We start from the raw sequence: 16,884 nt of genomic DNA, 5'->3' as shown, positions 1-16,884 counted from the left end.
GCTTCATGCGCGACGCCCTTGATCGCAGGATCCTGGCCGAACTGCAACATAACGCCCGCGCGTCGACCTCCCAGATCGCGGGGCGGCTGGGCGTGGCGCGCTCCACCGTGCATGAACGGATTGCCCGGATGGAACGGGACGGCACCATCGCCGGCTATTCGGTTGTACTGGGCCAGCCTCAGGGCGACGAGGTCGTCCAGATCCTGATGCTGCTGGAAATCCGGCAGCAGGACACCCGCAAGATCCTGCAAAGACTGAACAATCTGCCAGAGATCAAACTTTGCCTGTCGATCAACGGAGAGTTCGACCTGTTTCTCACTGCGGAGGCGCCGAGGATCGAGGATCTGGATCTTCTAGTGGATGAAATCGCCGAAATCCCCGGTGTGATCCGCACCAAGACTTTCGTCGTCTTCGGGCGGAAATTCGACAGGCGCTACAGCGAGACCGCCGCCCGGATGATGCTTCCACCAAACGTGCGATCCTGACAGATTGCAGCCTTGACCGGCAAATTGCCGAACGAGCCGGCATTATCGCCAGATTTCCGTCTTCGCACCCGACAGGATCACCGGTGAACTGGGAAGAAACAGGCGGAGGGCTCTCATGGCGCGTTGGAAAATCTGTATCGTCGGTGCAGGCAAGATCGGGCGGATGATCGCCGCACTTCTGAAAACCTCGGTGCATTACGACGTGCGCGTGATCGACCGGGATGCCAGCGGTCTGGCGCAGATCGACACGACCGGGGTTGAGGTCATGCAGATCGATGTGGAGGATGCCCGCGCGCTGACGGAGGCGTTCGGCGATTGCCATGCCGCGATCAGCGCCGCGCCCTTTTTCCTGACCCCGGCGATTGCGACAGCCGCGAAAGCCGCGGGCGCGCATTACTTCGACCTGACCGAAGATGTGGCCGCCACGGATGCGGTGCGCGCGCTGGCGCGGGATGCGGAAACCGCCTTCATGCCGCAATGCGGGCTGGCCCCCGGGTTCGTCGGCATCGCGGGCGCGGATCTGGCCGACCAGTTCGATGAACTGGATACCCTGTCGCTCCGGGTGGGCGCGCTGCCGCTCTATCCGACCAATGCACTGAAGTATAATCTGACATGGTCGACGGACGGATTGATCAACGAGTATCTCAACCCCTGCGATGCCCTGATCGACGGGCGCCCGGTGAAGGTTGCGCCCCTGGAAGACCTGGAAATCATCAGCCATGACGGCGTGGATTACGAGTGCTTCAATACGTCCGGCGGGCTGGGCACGCTTTCCGAAAGCCTGTCCGGCAAGGCGCGGCGTGTCTCCTATCGCACAATCCGCTATCCTGGCCATCGCGATATCATCAAGCTTTTGCTGGACGATCTCGGGCTCGCCCGCCGCCGAGATCTTCTGAAAGAAGTTTTCGAAACCGCGCTGCCGCGAACGAAACAGGACGTGGTGCTGGTGTTCTGCACCGCGACCGGGATGAAGGATGGCGTCTTCACCGAACGCTCCTATGTCAACAAGTGCACTGCGCGCCAGATCGCAGGCAAGACCTGGAGCGCCATTCAGGTAACCACCGCCGCCGGGGTGACAGCCGTGGTCGACCTGATGCGGCAGGGCAAGCTGCCCGCCAAGGGGTTCATCGGACAGGAACAGGTGCGGCTGGACGACTTTCTGGCAACCGAGTTCGGGGCGCTTTACGGCGCGGGGGCGGTCACGCCGCTGGATCGCGCGGCCTGAGACATGGCCGGGGCGCAGCGCCGTTCCCATAAGGGGTTGGTCTTTAGCACATTCATCTCCGCAGTCTCTGGCTGAGCGTTGTCGGCGCGTCAGACAGGCCCTGCCCGATACGGTACCGCAGCCGATCGGAGCCCGGCATGGGATGGTTCACCCGTCATCCCCTCGCGACCCGCTGGCGACGTGGCAAAGGCCACCAGCTCCGCGACAAGCCTGTCTAGGCTGTCGAATACCGTCGCGCCGGGGGCCACCGCATCGGGGATAAGCGAAAACTCGGTGCAGGCGATGATCTGCACCACCGCCCCTTGCGCAAGCACCTCGGCGGAAGCGGCGGCCAGTACCGCGCGGGAGGCGGCGTTGGCCCCCTCCGCCTTGATCCTGCGGATGGCCGCAAGCATCGCGTCATCGTCCTCGGGATAGACCGGCGTCAGATCTTCCAGCGCGAAAGCCGCATCGAACAGCGCCACCTTGCGCAGCGCAGGCGAGGCGAGAATACCGACCCTGGCGCCGCGACCGGAAAGCGTCGCGGCATGGCCTGCGGACAGCACCACCATGTCGAGAAACGGCACCGACGTTGCGCTGCGAATGGCGTCGGCATAGTGGTGCGCCGTATTGCAGGGCATCGCAAGCGCCTCGGCACCCGCCGCCTCCAGCCGCTGCGCCATCTCCGCCAGCACGGGTGCGGGATCGTCGCCTGTGCCCTCGATCAGCCGCCTGATGCGCGACGGCACCTGCGGGTTCTGGTCGACGATCAGCGGCACGTGATCGGCGTCATCGCGCGCGGGCACGGCGGCCAGCACTTTCTGCATCAGAAGAACGGTCGCCTGGGGGCCCATACCGCCCAATATGCCGACCCGGCGCATCATCGGTTATTCCGCCGCCATCTGCTTGTCCGCAGCGATCAGCACATTGTCATAGCCGAACAGCCCGACGGAGCCTCCGGTGTGCAGAAACACGACACGTTCACCCTTAGTGAATTTCCCCGTCCGGCAATAATCGATGAGACCCGCCGCCCCCTTGCCGGAATAGACCGGATCGAGCAGGATCCCCTCCAGTTCCGCGAAAAGCCGGATCGCCTCGATCGTATCGGCCCGGGGCAGGCCATAGCCGGCACCCACATAGCTGGTGTCGGCCCGCACATCGGTGCGCGCGACCACACCGGCGCAGCCCAGCTTCTCGGCCGTTTTCACGGCCAGATCGTAAACCATCTGTTCCTGACGTTCCTGCGGCGCGCGCGTTCCGAAGCCCAGAAGCGGGATACCCGCGTTCAGCGCCTTCAACCCGACGATCAGCCCGGCCTGCGTGCCCGACGAACCGGTCGCGTGGACCAGATGATCCACGACCAGCCGCCGCTCGTTCACCTGGCTCAGCAGTTCCATCGCGCAGTTGGCATAGCCAAGCGCACCGGTCGCGTTCGAGCCGCCGCCCGGGATCGTGTAGACCTTCCTGCCCTCCGCCCTTGCGGCCTTGGCCGCGCGTTCCATCTCGCCGGGCATGTCATGGCCGCCAGGAAACTTTTCGGTCGTGGCGCCGTGCAGATGGTCCAGCAGAACATTGCCGTTTTCGTTGTAGTTGTGGTCCTGATAGCCGGTGCGATCTTCCAGAAGGATATGGCAGGCCATGCCCAGTTTCGCGGCAGCCGCAGCCGTCTGTCGGGCGTGGTTCGACTGCGTCGCGCCCTGGGTCATCACCATATCGGCGCCCATCGCCATGGCCTCGGCCATCAGGAATTCCAGCTTGCGGGTCTTGTTTCCGCCGCTCGACAGGCCCGTGCAATCATCGCGCTTGATCCAGATTTCCGGGCCTCCAAGCTCCTTCGACAGCCTGTCCAGACGTTCGAGCGGGGTCGGCAGATGCGCGAGCGAAACGCGGGGGAAACGGGCAAAATGCATGGCGGCTGTCTTTCTCGGGATATGCGTGATGCGGAGTGTCGCATTCGGCATTGCGCGATGCAAACGCGAATGACCGGAAGCGCGCGACCCTGCCCGGCCCGCCGGAAGCAGGACAGGAGACAAGGGCAGGACACCGCGCGCCGGGCAGCCGGCTGTCCCAGATCATCCTGGCCAGGGTGCCGGCAGAAACGAAAAACGCCGCGCAATTGCCCGCGCGGCGTTTCCGATACCTGACCGGTTGGGGGCGGCTCAGCCCTCCTCGGTCTCCGTGGCCTCTGCCGCGGCTGCTTCGGCGGCGTCTTCGGCTGCGGCCGCATCTTCCTCGGCCTCTTGCGAGACAAGGCTGGACGGCGCCGTGAGGTTGGCGATCACGAAATCGCGGTCGATGATCGTGCGGGTGCCCTCAGGCAGGCTGATCGCGCTGATCGTCACCGTGTCACCGATATTCAGGCCGGTCAGATCCACCACCAGTTTTTCGGGGATGTCGGAGGCCGTCACCATCAGTTCCACCTCGGGGCGCACGACAGTCAGAACGCCACCGCGTTTCAGGCCCGGCGCGTCTTCCTCGTTGATGAACTCGACCGGAATGAACAGGTTGATCCGGCTGGTGCGCCGCAGACGCATGAAATCCACATGGGTCGGCAGGTCCTTCACCACGTCGCGCTGCACATTCCGGCAGATCACGCGCACATCGTCCTGCCCCTCGACCTTCATGTTGAACAGGGTCGACAGGAAGCGGCCGCTTCTCAGGCGCTTCAGCAACTCGTTGAAGGGGATATTGATCGGCAGCGGGTCAACGCCACCACCATAAACGATACCGGGCACCTTGCCTTCGCGGCGTGCTTGACGGGCGGCCCCCTTGCCTGTCCCCGTCCGTGCCTCGGCGACGAGATCAGGAATCTCACCAGCCATTGCTATTTCTCCATAGGTTATGCGGCTGCCTCCAAGGGTGTCGGGCCGCGTGAAGCCGTGCGTATAGGGCAGAGATGCAGGTTTGAAAAGGCGATTCTGGGTTTGTCGGCTTGTGCGGCCCCGGGCCCCGTGGCAATCGTGCGCGATGGCCGTTCTCTCCGCCCTCCGACTGTCCCGCCGCGCCGCGCTCGGTTTCGTGGCGATGGGGGTGTTGTGGGGCAGTTTCGCGGCACAGGTGCCGGTTCTGAAAGCCCAGATCGGGGCCGATGACGCCGTGTTCGGCCTGTTGCTTCTGGGCAGCCCGCTCGGGCTTCTGGCCACCTTGTGGCTCGCCCCGCTGTTCGACCGGAGGCTTGGCGCGCTGTCGCTGCCGATCGCGGCACTTGCCGTGGCGCTGGCCTATCTGGTGCCGGGGCTGGCCACCGGACCTTGGGTGTTTCTGGCGGCGATGATCGGCCTCGGGCTGGGCTCCGGGCTTCTGGATATCGTCTCCAACGCCCGTGTCTCGGAACTGGAGGCGCGGCACAACCGCTCCTTGATGAACGCCAATCACGGCATGTTTTCCGTGGCCTACGCGGTGAGCGCCATCGCCACGGGATTTGCCCGCGAGGCCGGGCTTTCATCGGCGGAGATCTTCTCCGCGCTGGCGCTTCTCGTCGCCGGCCTCAGCCTCGGCATGCGCAGCGAGGTGACGCCCGTCTCGGACGAGGAGCGCCGGGCGGTGCGCCTGCCTTGGGCGATCGTTCTGATCTGCGGTGGGATCGTGCTTCTGGCCTTTTTCGTGGAGGCCGTCGTGGAAAGCTGGTCCGCGCTTCACATCGAACGCACATTGGGCGGCCGCGCCGCCGAAGGGGCCTTCGGTCCGGCGATCCTCGGGCTGACCATGGCGCTTGGCCGGTTTTCGGGTCAGGCGATCAGCGGGCGGTTTTCGGATGTCTCGATCATCACGCTCGGCGCGGCCATGGCCTGTGCCGGTGCGTTTCTGGCGGCCCTCGCGGGCGGGCCGTTCCTGGCCTATATCGGCTTCGGGATCATGGGGCTCGGCGTTTCCGTCGTCGGCCCCATGGCTCTCGCACTGGTGGGCCGGCTTGTGCCACCCGCACACCGGACTTCCGCCGTGGCGCGGGTCAACGTCATGGGGTTCGCGGCCTTCCTGCTGGCGCCGCTCGTCATGGGCCAGGTTTCGGAGGCATACGGCCTCCGCGTCGCCTTCGCGGTGGTGGGCGGGCTGGCCCTGATCGCGCCGATCCTGGCGCTGATGTTGCGCGCGCGCTCGGCGCGCTATGCCCAATCGCCGTAAAACTCCTTCGGGACCAGAAGGTTGTGCTTGCCCAGATTGGCGACGTCCCGCTCGCCGCAAAGCGCCATGGTCACGTCCAGTTCCTTGTGGATGATTTCCAGCGCCTTGGTCACGCCCGCCTCGCCCATCGCGCCCAGACCGTTGACGAATGCGCGCCCGATATAGGTCCCCTTGGCGCCGAGCGCCAACGCCTTCAGCACGTCCTGACCGGAGCGAATGCCGCTGTCGAGATGCACCTCCACCTTGTCGCCCACCGCATCCATCACCTCGGGCAGGATGCGGATGGAACTGAGCGCGCCATCGAGCTGGCGCCCGCCATGGTTCGACACCACAATCGCATCCGCGCCGACCTCCACCGCTTTCTTCGCATCCTCGGCATCCAGAATGCCCTTCAGGATCACCTTGCCGCCCCACATCTTGCGGAACTGCTTGATCCGCTCCCAGTCGAGGGACGGATCGAAGGCTTCCGCGGTCCAGGAGGCGAGTGACGACGGGTCGCTCACACCTTTCGCATGGCCCACGATATTGCCGAAGAAGCGTCGCTTGGTCCGCAGCATCTCCAGCCCCCATGGGATTTTCGTGGCCAGGTTCGCCATGCTGGCGATGGTAAATTTCGGCGGGGCGGACAGGCCGTTTTTCAGGTCCTTGTGGCGTTGGCCCATGATCTGCAAATCCACCGTGATCACGATTGCCGAGCAGTTCGCTGCCCGCGCACGATCGAACAGCCGCTGCATGAACTCGTCATCCTTCAGCGTATAGACCTGAAACCAGAACGGCTTGGTCGTGTGGTCCGCCACGTCCTCGATGGAACAGATCGACATCGTGCTGAGCGCAAACGGCACCCCGAACTTCTCCGCCGCGCGGGCCGCCTTTATCTCGCCATCGGCACATTGCATGCCGGTCAGACCTACCGGGGCCAGCGCCACCGGCATCGCCACATCCTCGCCGATCATCTGGCTTTTGGTGGACCTTCCCGCCATATCCACGGCGATCCGCTGACGCAGGCGGATCATGTCGAAATCGGAGGAGTTCTCGCGGAAGGTCTGCTCCGTCCAACTGCCCGATTCCGCATAGTCGTAGAACATTTTCGGCGTGCGGCGCTTATGCATGCGGCGCAGATCTTCGATCTCGGTGATGACGGGCATCGGCTTCCCTTCCGGCACGTATTGGTCACATTGATTTACCAATAGGCCAGGTTTCGCGCAATGCGGCAGATCGGACACGCAAGGTGGCCGACCTAGGGGAAGTCAGGCCCGCCGCCGACGGCAGGAAAGGGCCGGAAAAACGCGTCGCGCCGAGGTTGATTGCATTTGCCGTGGGCCCTTTTCAGGCCCGATGTGCGCCATCGGCCAGCGATCTGACGAAGGCGAGGACCTCGGCCACCGGCTTGCCCGCGGCGATCTCCCCCACGATGGCAGAGCCCACGACCGCCCCGTCCGCGACCCCCGCAATCGCCTCCGAGGCCTCCGGTGTCTTGATCCCAAAGCCCACGATCACGGGCAGATCGGTTTGCGCTTTGATCCGCGCCACCTCGGGGCCCACATCGCCGGCCTGCGCCTCTGCCGCGCCGGTGATCCCGGTGATCGAGACGTAATAGACAAAACCGGATGTGTTCTGCAGCACCTTCGGCAGGCGCGCGTCATCGGTGGTGGGTGTGGCGAGGCGGATGAAGTTCAGCCCGGCTTCCTGCGCGGGGATGCACAACTCCTTGTCCTCCTCCGGCGGAAGATCCACGACGATCAGACCATCGATGCCGGCTTCGCGCGCATCGGTCAGAAAACGCGCGACACCGCGGCTGTAGATCGGGTTGTAATAGCCCATCATCACGATCGGGATCTTGTCGTCGGTCTTGCGCAGTTCGCGCGCCATTTGCAGCGTCTTTTCAAGGGTCTGGCCCGCTTCAAGTGCCCGCTGGCCGGCAAGCTGGATGGTCGGCCCGTCGGCCATCGGATCGGTGAACGGCAGGCCGAGTTCGATGATATCTACCCCGGCGCCCGGCAGGCCCTTGATGACCTCCAGCGATGTCTCGTAATCGGGATCGCCGGCCATGACATAGGCCACGAAGGCCTTCTTTCCCTCGGCCTTGAGGCGGGCGAATGTGTCGTCGATACGTGTCATGGGCGTCCCTTGGCATTGATCCGGGACGGTTTGGGACAAAGGCCGGAGGAAATCAATGGGGCTTGGACGGGCGGCCCGGCCGCAACGCTCATCGGCCGGGCGCGAATCCGGTTTTTCGCCAGAACCGGACCGAAAGCAGGATCGCGGCCAGACCGATGCCGGCGCCGTAGCCGGCCCAGACCCCGATGGCCCCATAACCAAGCGGGAAGCCGATGACATAGGCGGCCGGCAGGGCCAGCGGCCAGTAGCTGATCAGCGTGATCGCCGTGGGTACGCGGTTGTCGGACATGCCGCGAAGCGCACCCAGAGTGCTTGACTGCACGCCATCGGCCACCTGAACCAGTGCGGCGACGATGAACAGACCCACGGCGACATCCACCACTGCGCCATCCTTGGTCAGCGCTTCCGACATTGCCCGCCCCCCGAAGATGTAAAGCGCGGTGATCGCCAGCATCCAGAGCGTCACGATCCAGAGCGCTGCGGCCAGAATGGGGCGAAGCCGTGCGCGTTCCTTCCCGCCGATCGCCATACCGATCCGGATCGAGACCGCGCTCGCCATGCCAAGCGGGATCACGTAGAAGACGCCGCCAATCGCGTTCACCACCTGATTTGCCGCCAGTTCGACCGCGCCGAACCACCCAAGCATGATGCCCAGAAACGCATAGGCCGCACCCTCGCCTGCGTAGCCGATGCATATCGGAAGCCCCTCGCGGTAAAGCGATCTGATCCGGGACCACCGGATCGGGACGGCCACGCGATAAGCTGCCAGATCGGGGGAGCGGCGCCAGAACAGCCATGCCACCAGAAGCGTCGCACTGCTCGACAGCACGCTGGCGATGCCCGCCCCGACCAGCCCGAGACCCGCGACATGGATCAGCCCGTAGTTCAGCGGCAGGTTCACCACCACACCGAGATATGAGATTGCGACCCCGGTCCAGGGCCGCCCGACCGTATCGAACAGGGCCTTGAAGGCGAAGAACGTCAGAATCGGAACCAGCCAGAGCGCCATACTGAGCCAGTAAGGCAGGAGGATCGCCAGGACCTCCGGCGGCTGATCGAGAAGATCGAGAAACGGGAAGGCCAGAACCATCAGTAGCCCCGCCCCTGCCCCGCCGATTGCACAAAGCGCCAGACCGTTGCGAAGATTGCTGGCCACCTCGCCCGCGTCGCCGGCACCATGGGCCTGGGCGATCCTGACGCCCACAATCGTGACAAGGCCCCAAAGCGCCGAGATCAGGATGATCAGAAAGGCGGTGGTGATCCCGGCCGCCGCCAGCGGCACCGTGCCCAGAGGGGCGATCATGACGGTATCGATCACACCGATCAGCGTGGCCGCGGCAAAGGCGATGATCAACGGCATCGACAGCCGAAGCAGCGGCATCACCTCTGCGCGGGTGCGACCGCCCGACGGCGGAGGGCCGGGTTTTCCATTTGCGACAACCGACATGGGCCAGACTGGATGCGCGTCCGGCGGGCCCCCGGTTCGGCGCGAAAGATATCTCCTCAGCCACGCGAGGGCGACCCTTCGGGCCCGCCCGGCGAGATTACGGAGGGCGCAATCCAAGTCAAGGCGCACCACGCGGCTTGACGCCCGCCCCGGGCGCGACCTAGATGCGCCGCGATTGCAGCTTTGCCGAAAAGGGGCGCGAGATGGGTTTCAAGATGGGGATCGTCGGTCTGCCGAATGTGGGCAAATCCACCTTGTTCAACGCGCTGACACGCACCGCCGCGGCGCAGGCGGCGAATTTCCCGTTCTGCACGATCGAGCCGAATGTGGGCGATGTCGCCGTGCCCGATGACCGGCTTGAAAAGCTGGCGGAGATCGCCAAGTCGAAGCAGGTTATCCCGACCCGGATCACCTTCGTGGATATTGCTGGGCTGGTGAAGGGCGCATCGAAGGGCGAGGGTCTGGGCAACCAGTTTCTGGCCAATATCCGCGAGGTTGACGCCATCGCCCATGTGCTGCGCTGTTTCGAGGATGGCGATGTGACCCATGTAGAGGGTCGGATCGACCCCATCGCGGATGCCGAGACCATCGAGACCGAGCTGATGCTGGCGGACATGGAATCGATCGAGAAACGGCTTCAGAACCTCGTGCGAAAAGTGCGCGGCGGCGACAAGGAGGCGATCCAGCAGGAGCGGTTGCTGAAAGCTGCGCTGGCGATGCTGGAAGAGGGCAAGCCCGCCCGTCTGGTCGCGGTCGACCCCGAGGACGCGAAGGTCTGGGCCGGGCTGCAACTTCTCACCACCAAGCCGATCCTCTATGTCTGCAACGTGGAGGAGGAGGCTGCGGCAAACGGCAATGCGCGCTCCGCCGAAGTGGCGAGGATGGCCGCCGAACAGGGCGCGGCGCATGTGGTCATTTCGGCCCGGATCGAGGAGGAGATCAGCCAGCTGGACGCCGAGGAGGCGCAGTTGTTCCTAGAGGAAATGGGGTTGGAGGAGGCAGGTCTCGACCGGCTTATCCGTGCGGGCTACGAATTGCTGGATCTGGAAACCTATTTCACCGTCGGCCCGAAAGAGGCCCGCGCGTGGACCATCACCGCGGGCACATCGGCACCCAAGGCCGCCGGTGTCATCCATGGCGATTTCGAAAAGGGTTTCATCCGCGCCGAAACCATTGCGTATGAGGATTTCGTGGCTCTGGGCGGCGAACAGCCGGCCAAGGACGCCGGCAAGATGCGCGCCGAAGGCAAGAGCTATGTCGTCAAGGACGGCGACGTGCTGCACTTTCTGTTCAACACCTGAGGCCGCACCTGCAAGGCCGCCGGGATCTCGGCGTCTTTTCGCCGATTGCGCACATGATCTGCACTGTTAACCCATCGAATCGATAATTTTCTGAGTTTTGAATTGCGACTTGGGCAATTTTATTACGTGGCGCATGGCGTATTTCGCTGTTTTTTTGCGTCACGGCCTTGAGTTGCTGTTTTCAGCAAAGGAGACTTCATAATGGCAAACGCCAAAATTCAATCGAAACTGGAAGATCGCATGGCCAAGGTCGACGCGGAACGCGCCGAGATCAAGGCGCAGCTTGACCGGGAGCGTCTGGTCAAGATCACCAGCAATGTGATCGAGACCATCACCGCGCCGGAATTCATCGAGCGTATGCGCGTGGCCCGAGACGAGGCCGCCGATGGCGCGGGTATGGAGAAGGTCGGCGAAATGCTGACGATCGAGGGGCTGCGCAAGGCGGGGGCCGATATTCCGGAGGATTTCCGCCTCACCAGCCGGGTGTTCGAGGATAAGGTCAACGGCCTCCGCTTCGAAGTGACCCCGAAACTGGACCGGATCTCGGATATCGATCCGCTTGGCTGGGGTGCGTGCGCCGGCGGCGGTGCGGCCACGGTGTGCGGCTGCGGCGGGTTTTCGACCTAAGCGGCTCTTTCTGTCCTTTCGGATTTCAACAGCGGCGCCCGGCATCATGGCGGGCGCCGCCCACCCAGATTTTGCACAATTTTGCACGGGAGATACCCCCATGACACCTCAGACCCTGCCCTATACGGGCTATGATGGCCTTGCCTATGACCGCGACGAGCTCGCCCGCGTGATGCGCGCCACCTATGACGAGATCATCGACTTCGTCACCACGCCCGAATTCAAGGCGCTCATGACCGAGATGAGCGCACTTTCCCCCGTCGAACGCCCGCGTTTCGTTTTCGATGTTCTCCTGAATGACGAGGCTCTGGCCAGCCGGGGGATCGTTGCGCCCGAAGGCCTGCTGATCCAGCGCTCCGCCTTCGGTGACCGGCGGCCCACCCTGTTTGTCGTCAAGAAGTTCCTGCCCGAGGAGTACAAGAATGTCTGGCAGAACGTGAACATCACCTTCGACAACGCCTTCGTCGACGAAAGCGTGGGCCGCGATCCCGAAACCAGTTGGCGCGTGCCCCTACCCGCCGATGTGCAGGCCGCCGCCATGGCCCGCGGTAAGGAACTGGAAACCGTCTGAACACTACGGCCGCGCGGCAGGAAACCGGCCAGCCGCGCGGCCCTTCGGATAGCTGGGCGCCCCGCAACAGCGACCGTCCAGACGCATCAGCGATCTCAGGTCGAGGCCGGGCAAAGGACACGGATCAACCGTATCCGGGCGCTCCGCAGCCACGCTGGCCCGGACCGCCCGGAACCCGGACATTGCGCTTCACGCCCGGCCATTCCCCGGCAAATACCATCAGACCGGGTGTTTTCGGCTTGTGTGTTCCACACGGTCTCCGCTAAACGGGTCGGCGGAGACGTGGCCGAGTGGTCGAAGGCGCTCCCCTGCTAAGGGAGTAGGCGGGAAACCGTCTCGAGGGTTCGAATCCCTTCGTCTCCGCCATAACCTGCTAAAACAATGACTTAGGTCTTGGACAGGCAAGTGCGACACAAAGTGGAACGCACAGCCAATGAAACTGTCCGCCTATCTGTCGCCATCACGTCACGGAGTTTACTACTTCCGTTGGCCCCTTCCTCGTGCTGAGGATCACAAGCGCCGTACCGTCAGAATATCCCTTCGCACGAAGTGCCCAGATCGGGCTGGCGATCTTGCCCGTCATCTTGCATCCTGTGGCAGATTGATGCGCGAGAACAAGACTTTGGCTAGGCTCAGACAAGACGAGATGCGGGACATGGTGCGAAGCTACTTTGCGGCTTCGCTGGATCGCTATGTGGAACGGTTGAACGACACCGGCCTGCCAGATCGGTCCCTTGATGCCCTGCGCCAAGAGTTGGACGTGCATGAGGACGCCATAGGCGGCTTTGACGACTTGTCAGACCTCTACCTTGATGCGGGCACCTTGGACGGCTTCCGCGCCTCAGCGGGCCTCACAGACGCTCAGTGGGCCGCGAACGAGCCATCCTTGCGCCAAGAGATGCGCAAGGCCCGCCGGGACCAGATCAAAGCCATTCTAAGCGCCGCTGAGGGCCTTGAAGGCTATTCCTTCAACGAACCCGCCCAGACAACGCCAAGGCCACCACAGGCCCGCTCCGCGTCTCTGGGAGAGGCAATCGAGGATTTCATGGCTGAGCCGCAATGGTCTGACCAGATGGCCGCGAAGGCGAGAGCCTTCTTGTCTGTGCTGTTGGAGTATTTCGGGCCTGATCGCAGGATGGCGGACATAACGCGCCATGACGCTGCCGAAGTCAAAAAGGTGTTGCAGTCCCTGCCGCTCAATCGGAAAACCAAGACTGAAACGAAAGACTTATCGCTGCTTGAGGCGATAGAAGTGCCGGGAATGAAGAAGGTATCTGTTGAGACGGTGAATAACCATATGGCCATGTTCTATCGCTTCTGGAAATGGGCCGTCACGCATGGTGTAGCCACAGAGAAGCTGTTTGAAGAAATGAAGATCAAGGCGCGGAAAAAGCCGGATGACGGACGCAAGGCATTCTCGCCAGCCCAAACCAAGCGACTGTTCCAAGAACTGACTGAGAACACGTCCGGGTTTGTGAAGGAGGACGATCACAAGTGGGGGGCGCTTCTGGGCCTCTACACGGGCGCAAGACTGCGCGAGGTAGCACAGCTTGACGTTGCCGACATTCGACAAGAAGGCGATATCTGGTACCTCGATATCAATGAGGACGGGTCAAACAAGAGCCTCAAGACCCCTGCCGCCAAGCGCCGCGTGCCGGTCCACTCGGACCTGATCGGGCTGGGCTTCCTCGATTGGGTCGCCGCCAAGCCGAAGGACAAGCGGCTATTCCTATCGTTTAGCTACAATGCCAAGGAGGGCTATGGCCGCAACTTGGGTCGCCGGTTCAACAACGTGCTCTTGCCGGGACTGAGCATGAAGGAAAGCGGTCTGGTGTTCCACAGCCTGCGGCACACGATGGTGACGCGCCTTGCACAGGCAGGTGTGTGTCTGACGTCAGCACCAATGGGACAGTTTAGGTCGATTTGATAAGAGAGGGTTTCTGGCACATCGTAACCACCAAGGAGTGGAGATGAGACAGAAACCCGGAACACGAAAGAGCCACGGCGAGAAGGTTGTCAAAGACATCCGCCGTGCGACGCGCAAGCAGTATTCAGCGGAAGAGAAGATCCGGATCGTGTTGGACGGTCTGAAAGGTGAAGACAGCATAGCTGAGCTGTGCCGCCGGGAGGGCATTGCCCAGAGCCTGTACTACAGCTGGTCCAAGGAGTTCCTTGAGGCTGGGAAGAAGCGGCTGGCGGGCGATACGGCCCGTGCAGCGACGTCGACCGAAGTCAAAGGCCTGCGACGGGAATCCCGTGATTTGAAAGAGGTCGTCGCTGAACAAGCCCTGGAGCTGCGGCTGCTCAAAAAAGCATGATCGCGGATGGGGACGACGACGAATGAGATACCCCGCATCTGAGAAACTGGAGATCATTCGCCTGGTCGAAGGCTCGCATCTCCCGACCAAACGAACGCTGGATAAGCTCGGCATCCCCAGAACCACTTTCTACCGTTGGTACGACCGGTATCTGTCGGGTGGCCCCGAGGCCCTTGAGGATCGCAGTCCCAAGCCGTCGCGGGTCTGGAACCGCATTCCCCAGCCAGTTCGGGAGAAGATCAAAGGCCTGGCTTTGAAGGAAAGTGATCTATCGCCGCGCGAGCTTGCGGTTCAGTTCACTGACACGGAAAAGTATTTTGTGTCAGAGGCTTCGGTCTATCGTATCCTCAAATCCTACGACCTGATCACCAGTCCGGCCTATGTGGTTCTGTCAGCTGCGGACGAGTTCCAAGACAAGACCACTCGGCCGAACCAGCTCTGGCAGACCGACTTCACCTATCTGAAAGTGATCGGTTGGGGCTGGTTCTATCTCTCGACGATCCTGGACGATTACAGCCGATACATTATCGCCTGGAAGCTGTGCACAACGATGATGGCCGAAGATGTGACCGACACGCTCGACCTCGCGCTGCTGGCTTCGGGTTGCGATAAGGCGACGGTCCTGCATAAGCCACGTCTGCTCAGCGACAATGGATCGAGTTACATCTCGGGCGAACTGGCAGATTGGCTGGAAGATCAGCAGATGGACCATGTTCGAGGCGCGCCGTATCACCCCCAGACTCAAGGCAAGATTGAGCGCTGGCATCAGACCCTCAAGAACCGCATCCTGCTGGAAAACTACTACCTGCCGGGCGATCTCCAGCAGCAGATTGACGCCTTCGTCGAGCACTACAACCACCGACGCTACCACGAGAGCCTACAGAACCTCACGCCAGCTGACGTCTACTTCGGACGCGGTGAAACCATCCTGAAACAACGAGAAAGGATCAAACAGAAGACCATCGAAACGCGACGCTTGCTTCACAGCAAATCCGCCGCATAATCAAACCAAACAGATGCGCCAGACCCTCTCTTAGTTTAGGCAGCCATCTGTCCCAAAATCCCTGACGACGGACACCCCTAGTAGAAGAGCAGCCCGAAGCGCACGTTGCTGCTGCAAAACATAATTGAAGGCAGGAGATAGGGTGGTTGTCGCTCTTCCATGACGGCATCGCGATGTGCAAAACTCTCGGCGCAAGACCACAGGCCGAAGTGAGGCGTAATTTAATCTAGTAGAATCAGTGTGTTGCGAGGTGGAGAAGGTTGGATATGAGGCCCATCCCCTCCGCCATTTTCCTCAAATCGGCTTTTGCGCAACCACCTGATATCAGGTCGGAATTCGGCGTTTTCGCGCTGGTGGCGGGGTTTAGTCCGCTCGATTTTCTTCACAATTTGCTGCACAAATGGGGGTTTCTCCGCCATGAGCATTGCCAAACGAGGCCGTCTCTATCACCTCCGCCGCCGCGTCCCGCGCCGGTATCAGGGCGTCGAGCCACGTGAAACCGTCTGGATCAGCCTTCATACCGACTAGGAAACGGTGGCCGGGAACGGCGCAAACGCGAGAGCGCTACGAAGTAGCGCGTGATCTCGCCTGGTCGCAGAGCTATTGGTGCCGCAGCGCCGGTGTGCGGTGCCAATCCATTAGCCATCCTTGACCTAAGCTTCTCGATTACGTGGCGAGTCGGGCGAAGAGCGGTTGTTTGCAGATTTGAAGCTTGGCCGCGATGGCACCTGTAGTCAGGCGGCTGACCAAGGCAAAGAGAAGACCGCCGCGGCCAGCGCATCGGTGGTCACGGGGGCAAGCCCCAAAGAAAAAGGACGCCCAAACGGGGAGCGTCCTTTCCCACACACATTGGTGCCGCAGATATCAGTGCACGCTGACTGGCGTCATGTCGTTCTGGCGCGCGACGATGAAGGCCAGCTTGCGGTCTCTCACAAGGGCAAGCTGCTCTCCGGTCTCGCTGCCGATCGCATAGAGCGTATCCAGCCCCGCTGCCTGTTTGCGCAACTCTCTCGGCAGGTCGGCCACGGCGACCTGGCGGATGTAGACGATAGGCTGACCCACGGTCCGGGCGGCATCATTCTGTTCAAACATTGCTCTTACCTCCGGTTTTGATCTCGATATTCTGCACCACCTTGTCGGGCACCACGCGGGCCAGATCCACATGCAGCAGACCATGCTCCATCGCCGCTCCGGCAACCTCGACCCCCTCGGCCAGAACGAAAGACCGCTGGAACTGCCGCGCCGCGATGCCGCGATGCAGGAACATCCTCTCATGGTCTTCCTCGGCTTGGCGCCCGCGCACCATCAGCTGCCGGTCCTCGACCGTGATGGACAGATCCTCTTCCGCGAACCCGGCCACGGCGAGGGTGATCCGATAGGCGTTTTCGCCCTTCTGTTCGATATTGTAGGGCGGATATCCATCATTGCCGGATTTCGCGGTGCGTTCCACCAGGCGTTCCAGCTGATCGAAACCCAGAAGGAAAGGGTGCGATCCAAGGGTCAGTTTCGTCATCGGGCACATCCTCAAAGCTCAAGCGATCTGCGTATCCGGGCCCCGCATTCGGCAGCCCTGTCATCGGAGAATATGGGGCGCTCGGGCCACCGCTGCAAGGGCGGCAACGCTTTGCGTCACGCAGATTTGTCGCTATCTTGAACCGCTACCGAGACGAATCCCATCAAGGCCGGTT

General features: G+C 62.4%; 16 protein-coding genes and 1 tRNA gene. 9 read left to right on the top strand and 8 right to left on the bottom strand.

Annotated elements, in window-relative coordinates; genetic code table 11:
* The first annotated feature begins 5 nt into the window (after positions 1–5).
* Positions 6–485 (top strand): Lrp/AsnC family transcriptional regulator, encoded by a 480-nt coding sequence (locus tag ACQ651_RS01255; RefSeq protein ID WP_430447941.1) that lies wholly within the window; start codon positions 6–8, stop codon positions 483–485.
* A gap of 115 nt (positions 486–600) precedes the next feature.
* A complete protein-coding gene (locus tag ACQ651_RS01250; RefSeq protein ID WP_430447939.1) occupies positions 601–1,710 on the top strand; it encodes a saccharopine dehydrogenase family protein in 1,110 nt (369 codons plus the stop codon).
* Positions 1,711–1,799: 89 nt separating this feature from the next.
* Here ACQ651_RS01250 and ACQ651_RS01245 read toward each other — a convergent pair whose 3' ends face one another.
* The 3 genes from ACQ651_RS01245 to ACQ651_RS01235 all read right to left on the bottom strand — a co-directional run bounded on the left by ACQ651_RS01245 (position 1,800) and on the right by ACQ651_RS01235 (position 4,511).
* Complete coding sequence (locus tag ACQ651_RS01245; RefSeq protein WP_430447937.1) at positions 1,800–2,573, bottom strand: aspartate/glutamate racemase family protein; 774 nt, start codon at positions 2,571–2,573, stop codon at positions 1,800–1,802.
* A 3-nt stretch (positions 2,574–2,576) separates the two neighbouring features.
* The gene (locus ACQ651_RS01240) at positions 2,577–3,599 is read right to left on the bottom strand and encodes a D-cysteine desulfhydrase (protein ID WP_227284220.1); all 1,023 of its coding nucleotides are present in this window, start codon (positions 3,597–3,599) and stop codon (positions 2,577–2,579) included.
* 249 nt (positions 3,600–3,848) lie between these two features.
* Positions 3,849–4,511: a 50S ribosomal protein L25/general stress protein Ctc gene (locus ACQ651_RS01235; RefSeq protein WP_227284221.1), complete on the bottom strand. Its 663-nt coding sequence runs from the start codon at positions 4,509–4,511 to the stop codon at positions 3,849–3,851.
* A gap of 145 nt (positions 4,512–4,656) precedes the next feature.
* On the opposite strand from ACQ651_RS01235, the gene ACQ651_RS01230 reads away from it, so the two are divergent.
* Entirely contained in the window at positions 4,657–5,811 is a 1,155-nt protein-coding gene (locus ACQ651_RS01230; RefSeq protein WP_375550485.1) for an MFS transporter, read from the top strand.
* On the opposite strand, the gene ACQ651_RS01225 is transcribed toward ACQ651_RS01230, so the two are convergent.
* The 3 genes from ACQ651_RS01225 to ACQ651_RS01215 all read right to left on the bottom strand — a co-directional run bounded on the left by ACQ651_RS01225 (position 5,793) and on the right by ACQ651_RS01215 (position 9,310).
* Positions 5,793–6,956: an alpha-hydroxy acid oxidase gene (locus ACQ651_RS01225; protein WP_375550486.1), complete on the bottom strand. Its 1,164-nt coding sequence runs from the start codon at positions 6,954–6,956 to the stop codon at positions 5,793–5,795. The two genes, ACQ651_RS01230 and ACQ651_RS01225, sit on opposite strands and share 19 nt — an antisense overlap.
* Positions 6,957–7,137: 181 nt before the next feature.
* Entirely contained in the window at positions 7,138–7,929 is a 792-nt protein-coding gene (gene trpA, locus ACQ651_RS01220; protein WP_430447935.1) for a tryptophan synthase subunit alpha, read from the bottom strand.
* 88 nt (positions 7,930–8,017) lie between these two features.
* On the bottom strand, positions 8,018–9,310 hold the full coding sequence (locus ACQ651_RS01215) for an MATE family efflux transporter (RefSeq protein WP_227284225.1): 1,293 nt from the start codon (positions 9,308–9,310) through the stop codon (positions 8,018–8,020).
* A gap of 269 nt (positions 9,311–9,579) precedes the next feature.
* On the opposite strand from ACQ651_RS01215, the gene ychF reads away from it, so the two are divergent.
* The 6 genes from ychF (at position 9,580) to ACQ651_RS01185 (ending at position 15,196) form a co-directional block, all read left to right on the top strand.
* Positions 9,580–10,677: a redox-regulated ATPase YchF gene (gene ychF / locus ACQ651_RS01210; protein WP_430450292.1), complete on the top strand. Its 1,098-nt coding sequence runs from the start codon at positions 9,580–9,582 to the stop codon at positions 10,675–10,677.
* A 201-nt stretch (positions 10,678–10,878) separates the two neighbouring features.
* A complete protein-coding gene (locus ACQ651_RS01205) occupies positions 10,879–11,304 on the top strand; it encodes a hypothetical protein (protein WP_227284226.1) in 426 nt (141 codons plus the stop codon).
* 100 nt (positions 11,305–11,404) lie between these two features.
* On the top strand, positions 11,405–11,875 hold the full coding sequence (locus tag ACQ651_RS01200) for a hypothetical protein (RefSeq protein WP_430447934.1): 471 nt from the start codon (positions 11,405–11,407) through the stop codon (positions 11,873–11,875).
* Between the two features lie 276 nt (positions 11,876–12,151).
* Positions 12,152–12,241: transfer RNA gene (locus tag ACQ651_RS01195), tRNA-Ser, on the top strand.
* A 289-nt stretch (positions 12,242–12,530) separates the two neighbouring features.
* Positions 12,531–13,802 (top strand): site-specific integrase, encoded by a 1,272-nt coding sequence (locus tag ACQ651_RS01190; RefSeq protein WP_430447933.1) that lies wholly within the window; start codon positions 12,531–12,533, stop codon positions 13,800–13,802.
* 43 nt (positions 13,803–13,845) lie between these two features.
* A protein-coding gene (locus ACQ651_RS01185; protein ID WP_430447931.1) for an IS3 family transposase occupies positions 13,846–15,196 on the top strand; the annotation gives its coding sequence in 2 pieces (ribosomal slippage) (positions 13,846–14,183 and positions 14,182–15,196; 1,353 coding nt in all).
* Between the two features lie 864 nt (positions 15,197–16,060).
* Here ACQ651_RS01185 and ACQ651_RS01180 read toward each other — a convergent pair.
* Positions 16,061–16,288 carry a DUF1150 family protein gene (locus ACQ651_RS01180; protein WP_227284228.1) on the bottom strand — a complete coding sequence of 76 codons (228 nt, stop codon included), beginning with the start codon at positions 16,286–16,288 and terminating at the stop codon, positions 16,061–16,063.
* Positions 16,281–16,709 carry an Hsp20 family protein gene (locus ACQ651_RS01175; protein ID WP_121896688.1) on the bottom strand — a complete coding sequence of 143 codons (429 nt, stop codon included), beginning with the start codon at positions 16,707–16,709 and terminating at the stop codon, positions 16,281–16,283. Before ACQ651_RS01175 ends, ACQ651_RS01180 begins: the two co-directional genes overlap by 8 nt.
* Positions 16,710–16,884: the final 175 nt, after the last annotated feature.

Source organism: Rhodophyticola sp. (genome assembly GCF_965284195.1).
Classification (GTDB): Bacteria; Pseudomonadota; Alphaproteobacteria; order Rhodobacterales; family Rhodobacteraceae; genus Rhodophyticola.
The sequence above is the reverse complement of the archived record's forward strand: the minus strand, read 5'-3'. Positions and strand labels throughout refer to the sequence as shown.

What these genes read in the sequence shown, in the direction of transcription:
- ACQ651_RS01205 (WP_227284226.1), top strand. Translation starts at nt 10,879, where the DNA reads ATGGCAAACGCCAAAATTCAATCGAAACTGGAAGATCGCATGGCCAAG.
- ACQ651_RS01240 (WP_227284220.1), bottom strand. Translation starts at nt 3,599, where the DNA reads ATGCATTTTGCCCGTTTCCCCCGCGTTTCGCTCGCGCATCTGCCGACC.
- ACQ651_RS01190 (WP_430447933.1), top strand. Translation starts at nt 12,531, where the DNA reads ATGGTGCGAAGCTACTTTGCGGCTTCGCTGGATCGCTATGTGGAACGG.
- ychF (WP_430450292.1), top strand. Translation starts at nt 9,580, where the DNA reads ATGGGTTTCAAGATGGGGATCGTCGGTCTGCCGAATGTGGGCAAATCC.
- trpA (WP_430447935.1), bottom strand. Translation starts at nt 7,929, where the DNA reads ATGACACGTATCGACGACACATTCGCCCGCCTCAAGGCCGAGGGAAAG.
- ACQ651_RS01200 (WP_430447934.1), top strand. Translation starts at nt 11,405, where the DNA reads ATGACACCTCAGACCCTGCCCTATACGGGCTATGATGGCCTTGCCTAT.
- ACQ651_RS01225 (WP_375550486.1), bottom strand. Translation starts at nt 6,956, where the DNA reads ATGCCCGTCATCACCGAGATCGAAGATCTGCGCCGCATGCATAAGCGC.
- ACQ651_RS01255 (WP_430447941.1), top strand. Translation starts at nt 6, where the DNA reads ATGCGCGACGCCCTTGATCGCAGGATCCTGGCCGAACTGCAACATAAC.
- ACQ651_RS01250 (WP_430447939.1), top strand. Translation starts at nt 601, where the DNA reads ATGGCGCGTTGGAAAATCTGTATCGTCGGTGCAGGCAAGATCGGGCGG.
- ACQ651_RS01235 (WP_227284221.1), bottom strand. Translation starts at nt 4,511, where the DNA reads ATGGCTGGTGAGATTCCTGATCTCGTCGCCGAGGCACGGACGGGGACA.
- ACQ651_RS01245 (WP_430447937.1), bottom strand. Translation starts at nt 2,573, where the DNA reads ATGATGCGCCGGGTCGGCATATTGGGCGGTATGGGCCCCCAGGCGACC.
- ACQ651_RS01230 (WP_375550485.1), top strand. Translation starts at nt 4,657, where the DNA reads ATGGCCGTTCTCTCCGCCCTCCGACTGTCCCGCCGCGCCGCGCTCGGT.
- ACQ651_RS01175 (WP_121896688.1), bottom strand. Translation starts at nt 16,709, where the DNA reads ATGACGAAACTGACCCTTGGATCGCACCCTTTCCTTCTGGGTTTCGAT.
- ACQ651_RS01180 (WP_227284228.1), bottom strand. Translation starts at nt 16,288, where the DNA reads ATGTTTGAACAGAATGATGCCGCCCGGACCGTGGGTCAGCCTATCGTC.
- ACQ651_RS01215 (WP_227284225.1), bottom strand. Translation starts at nt 9,310, where the DNA reads ATGCCGCTGCTTCGGCTGTCGATGCCGTTGATCATCGCCTTTGCCGCG.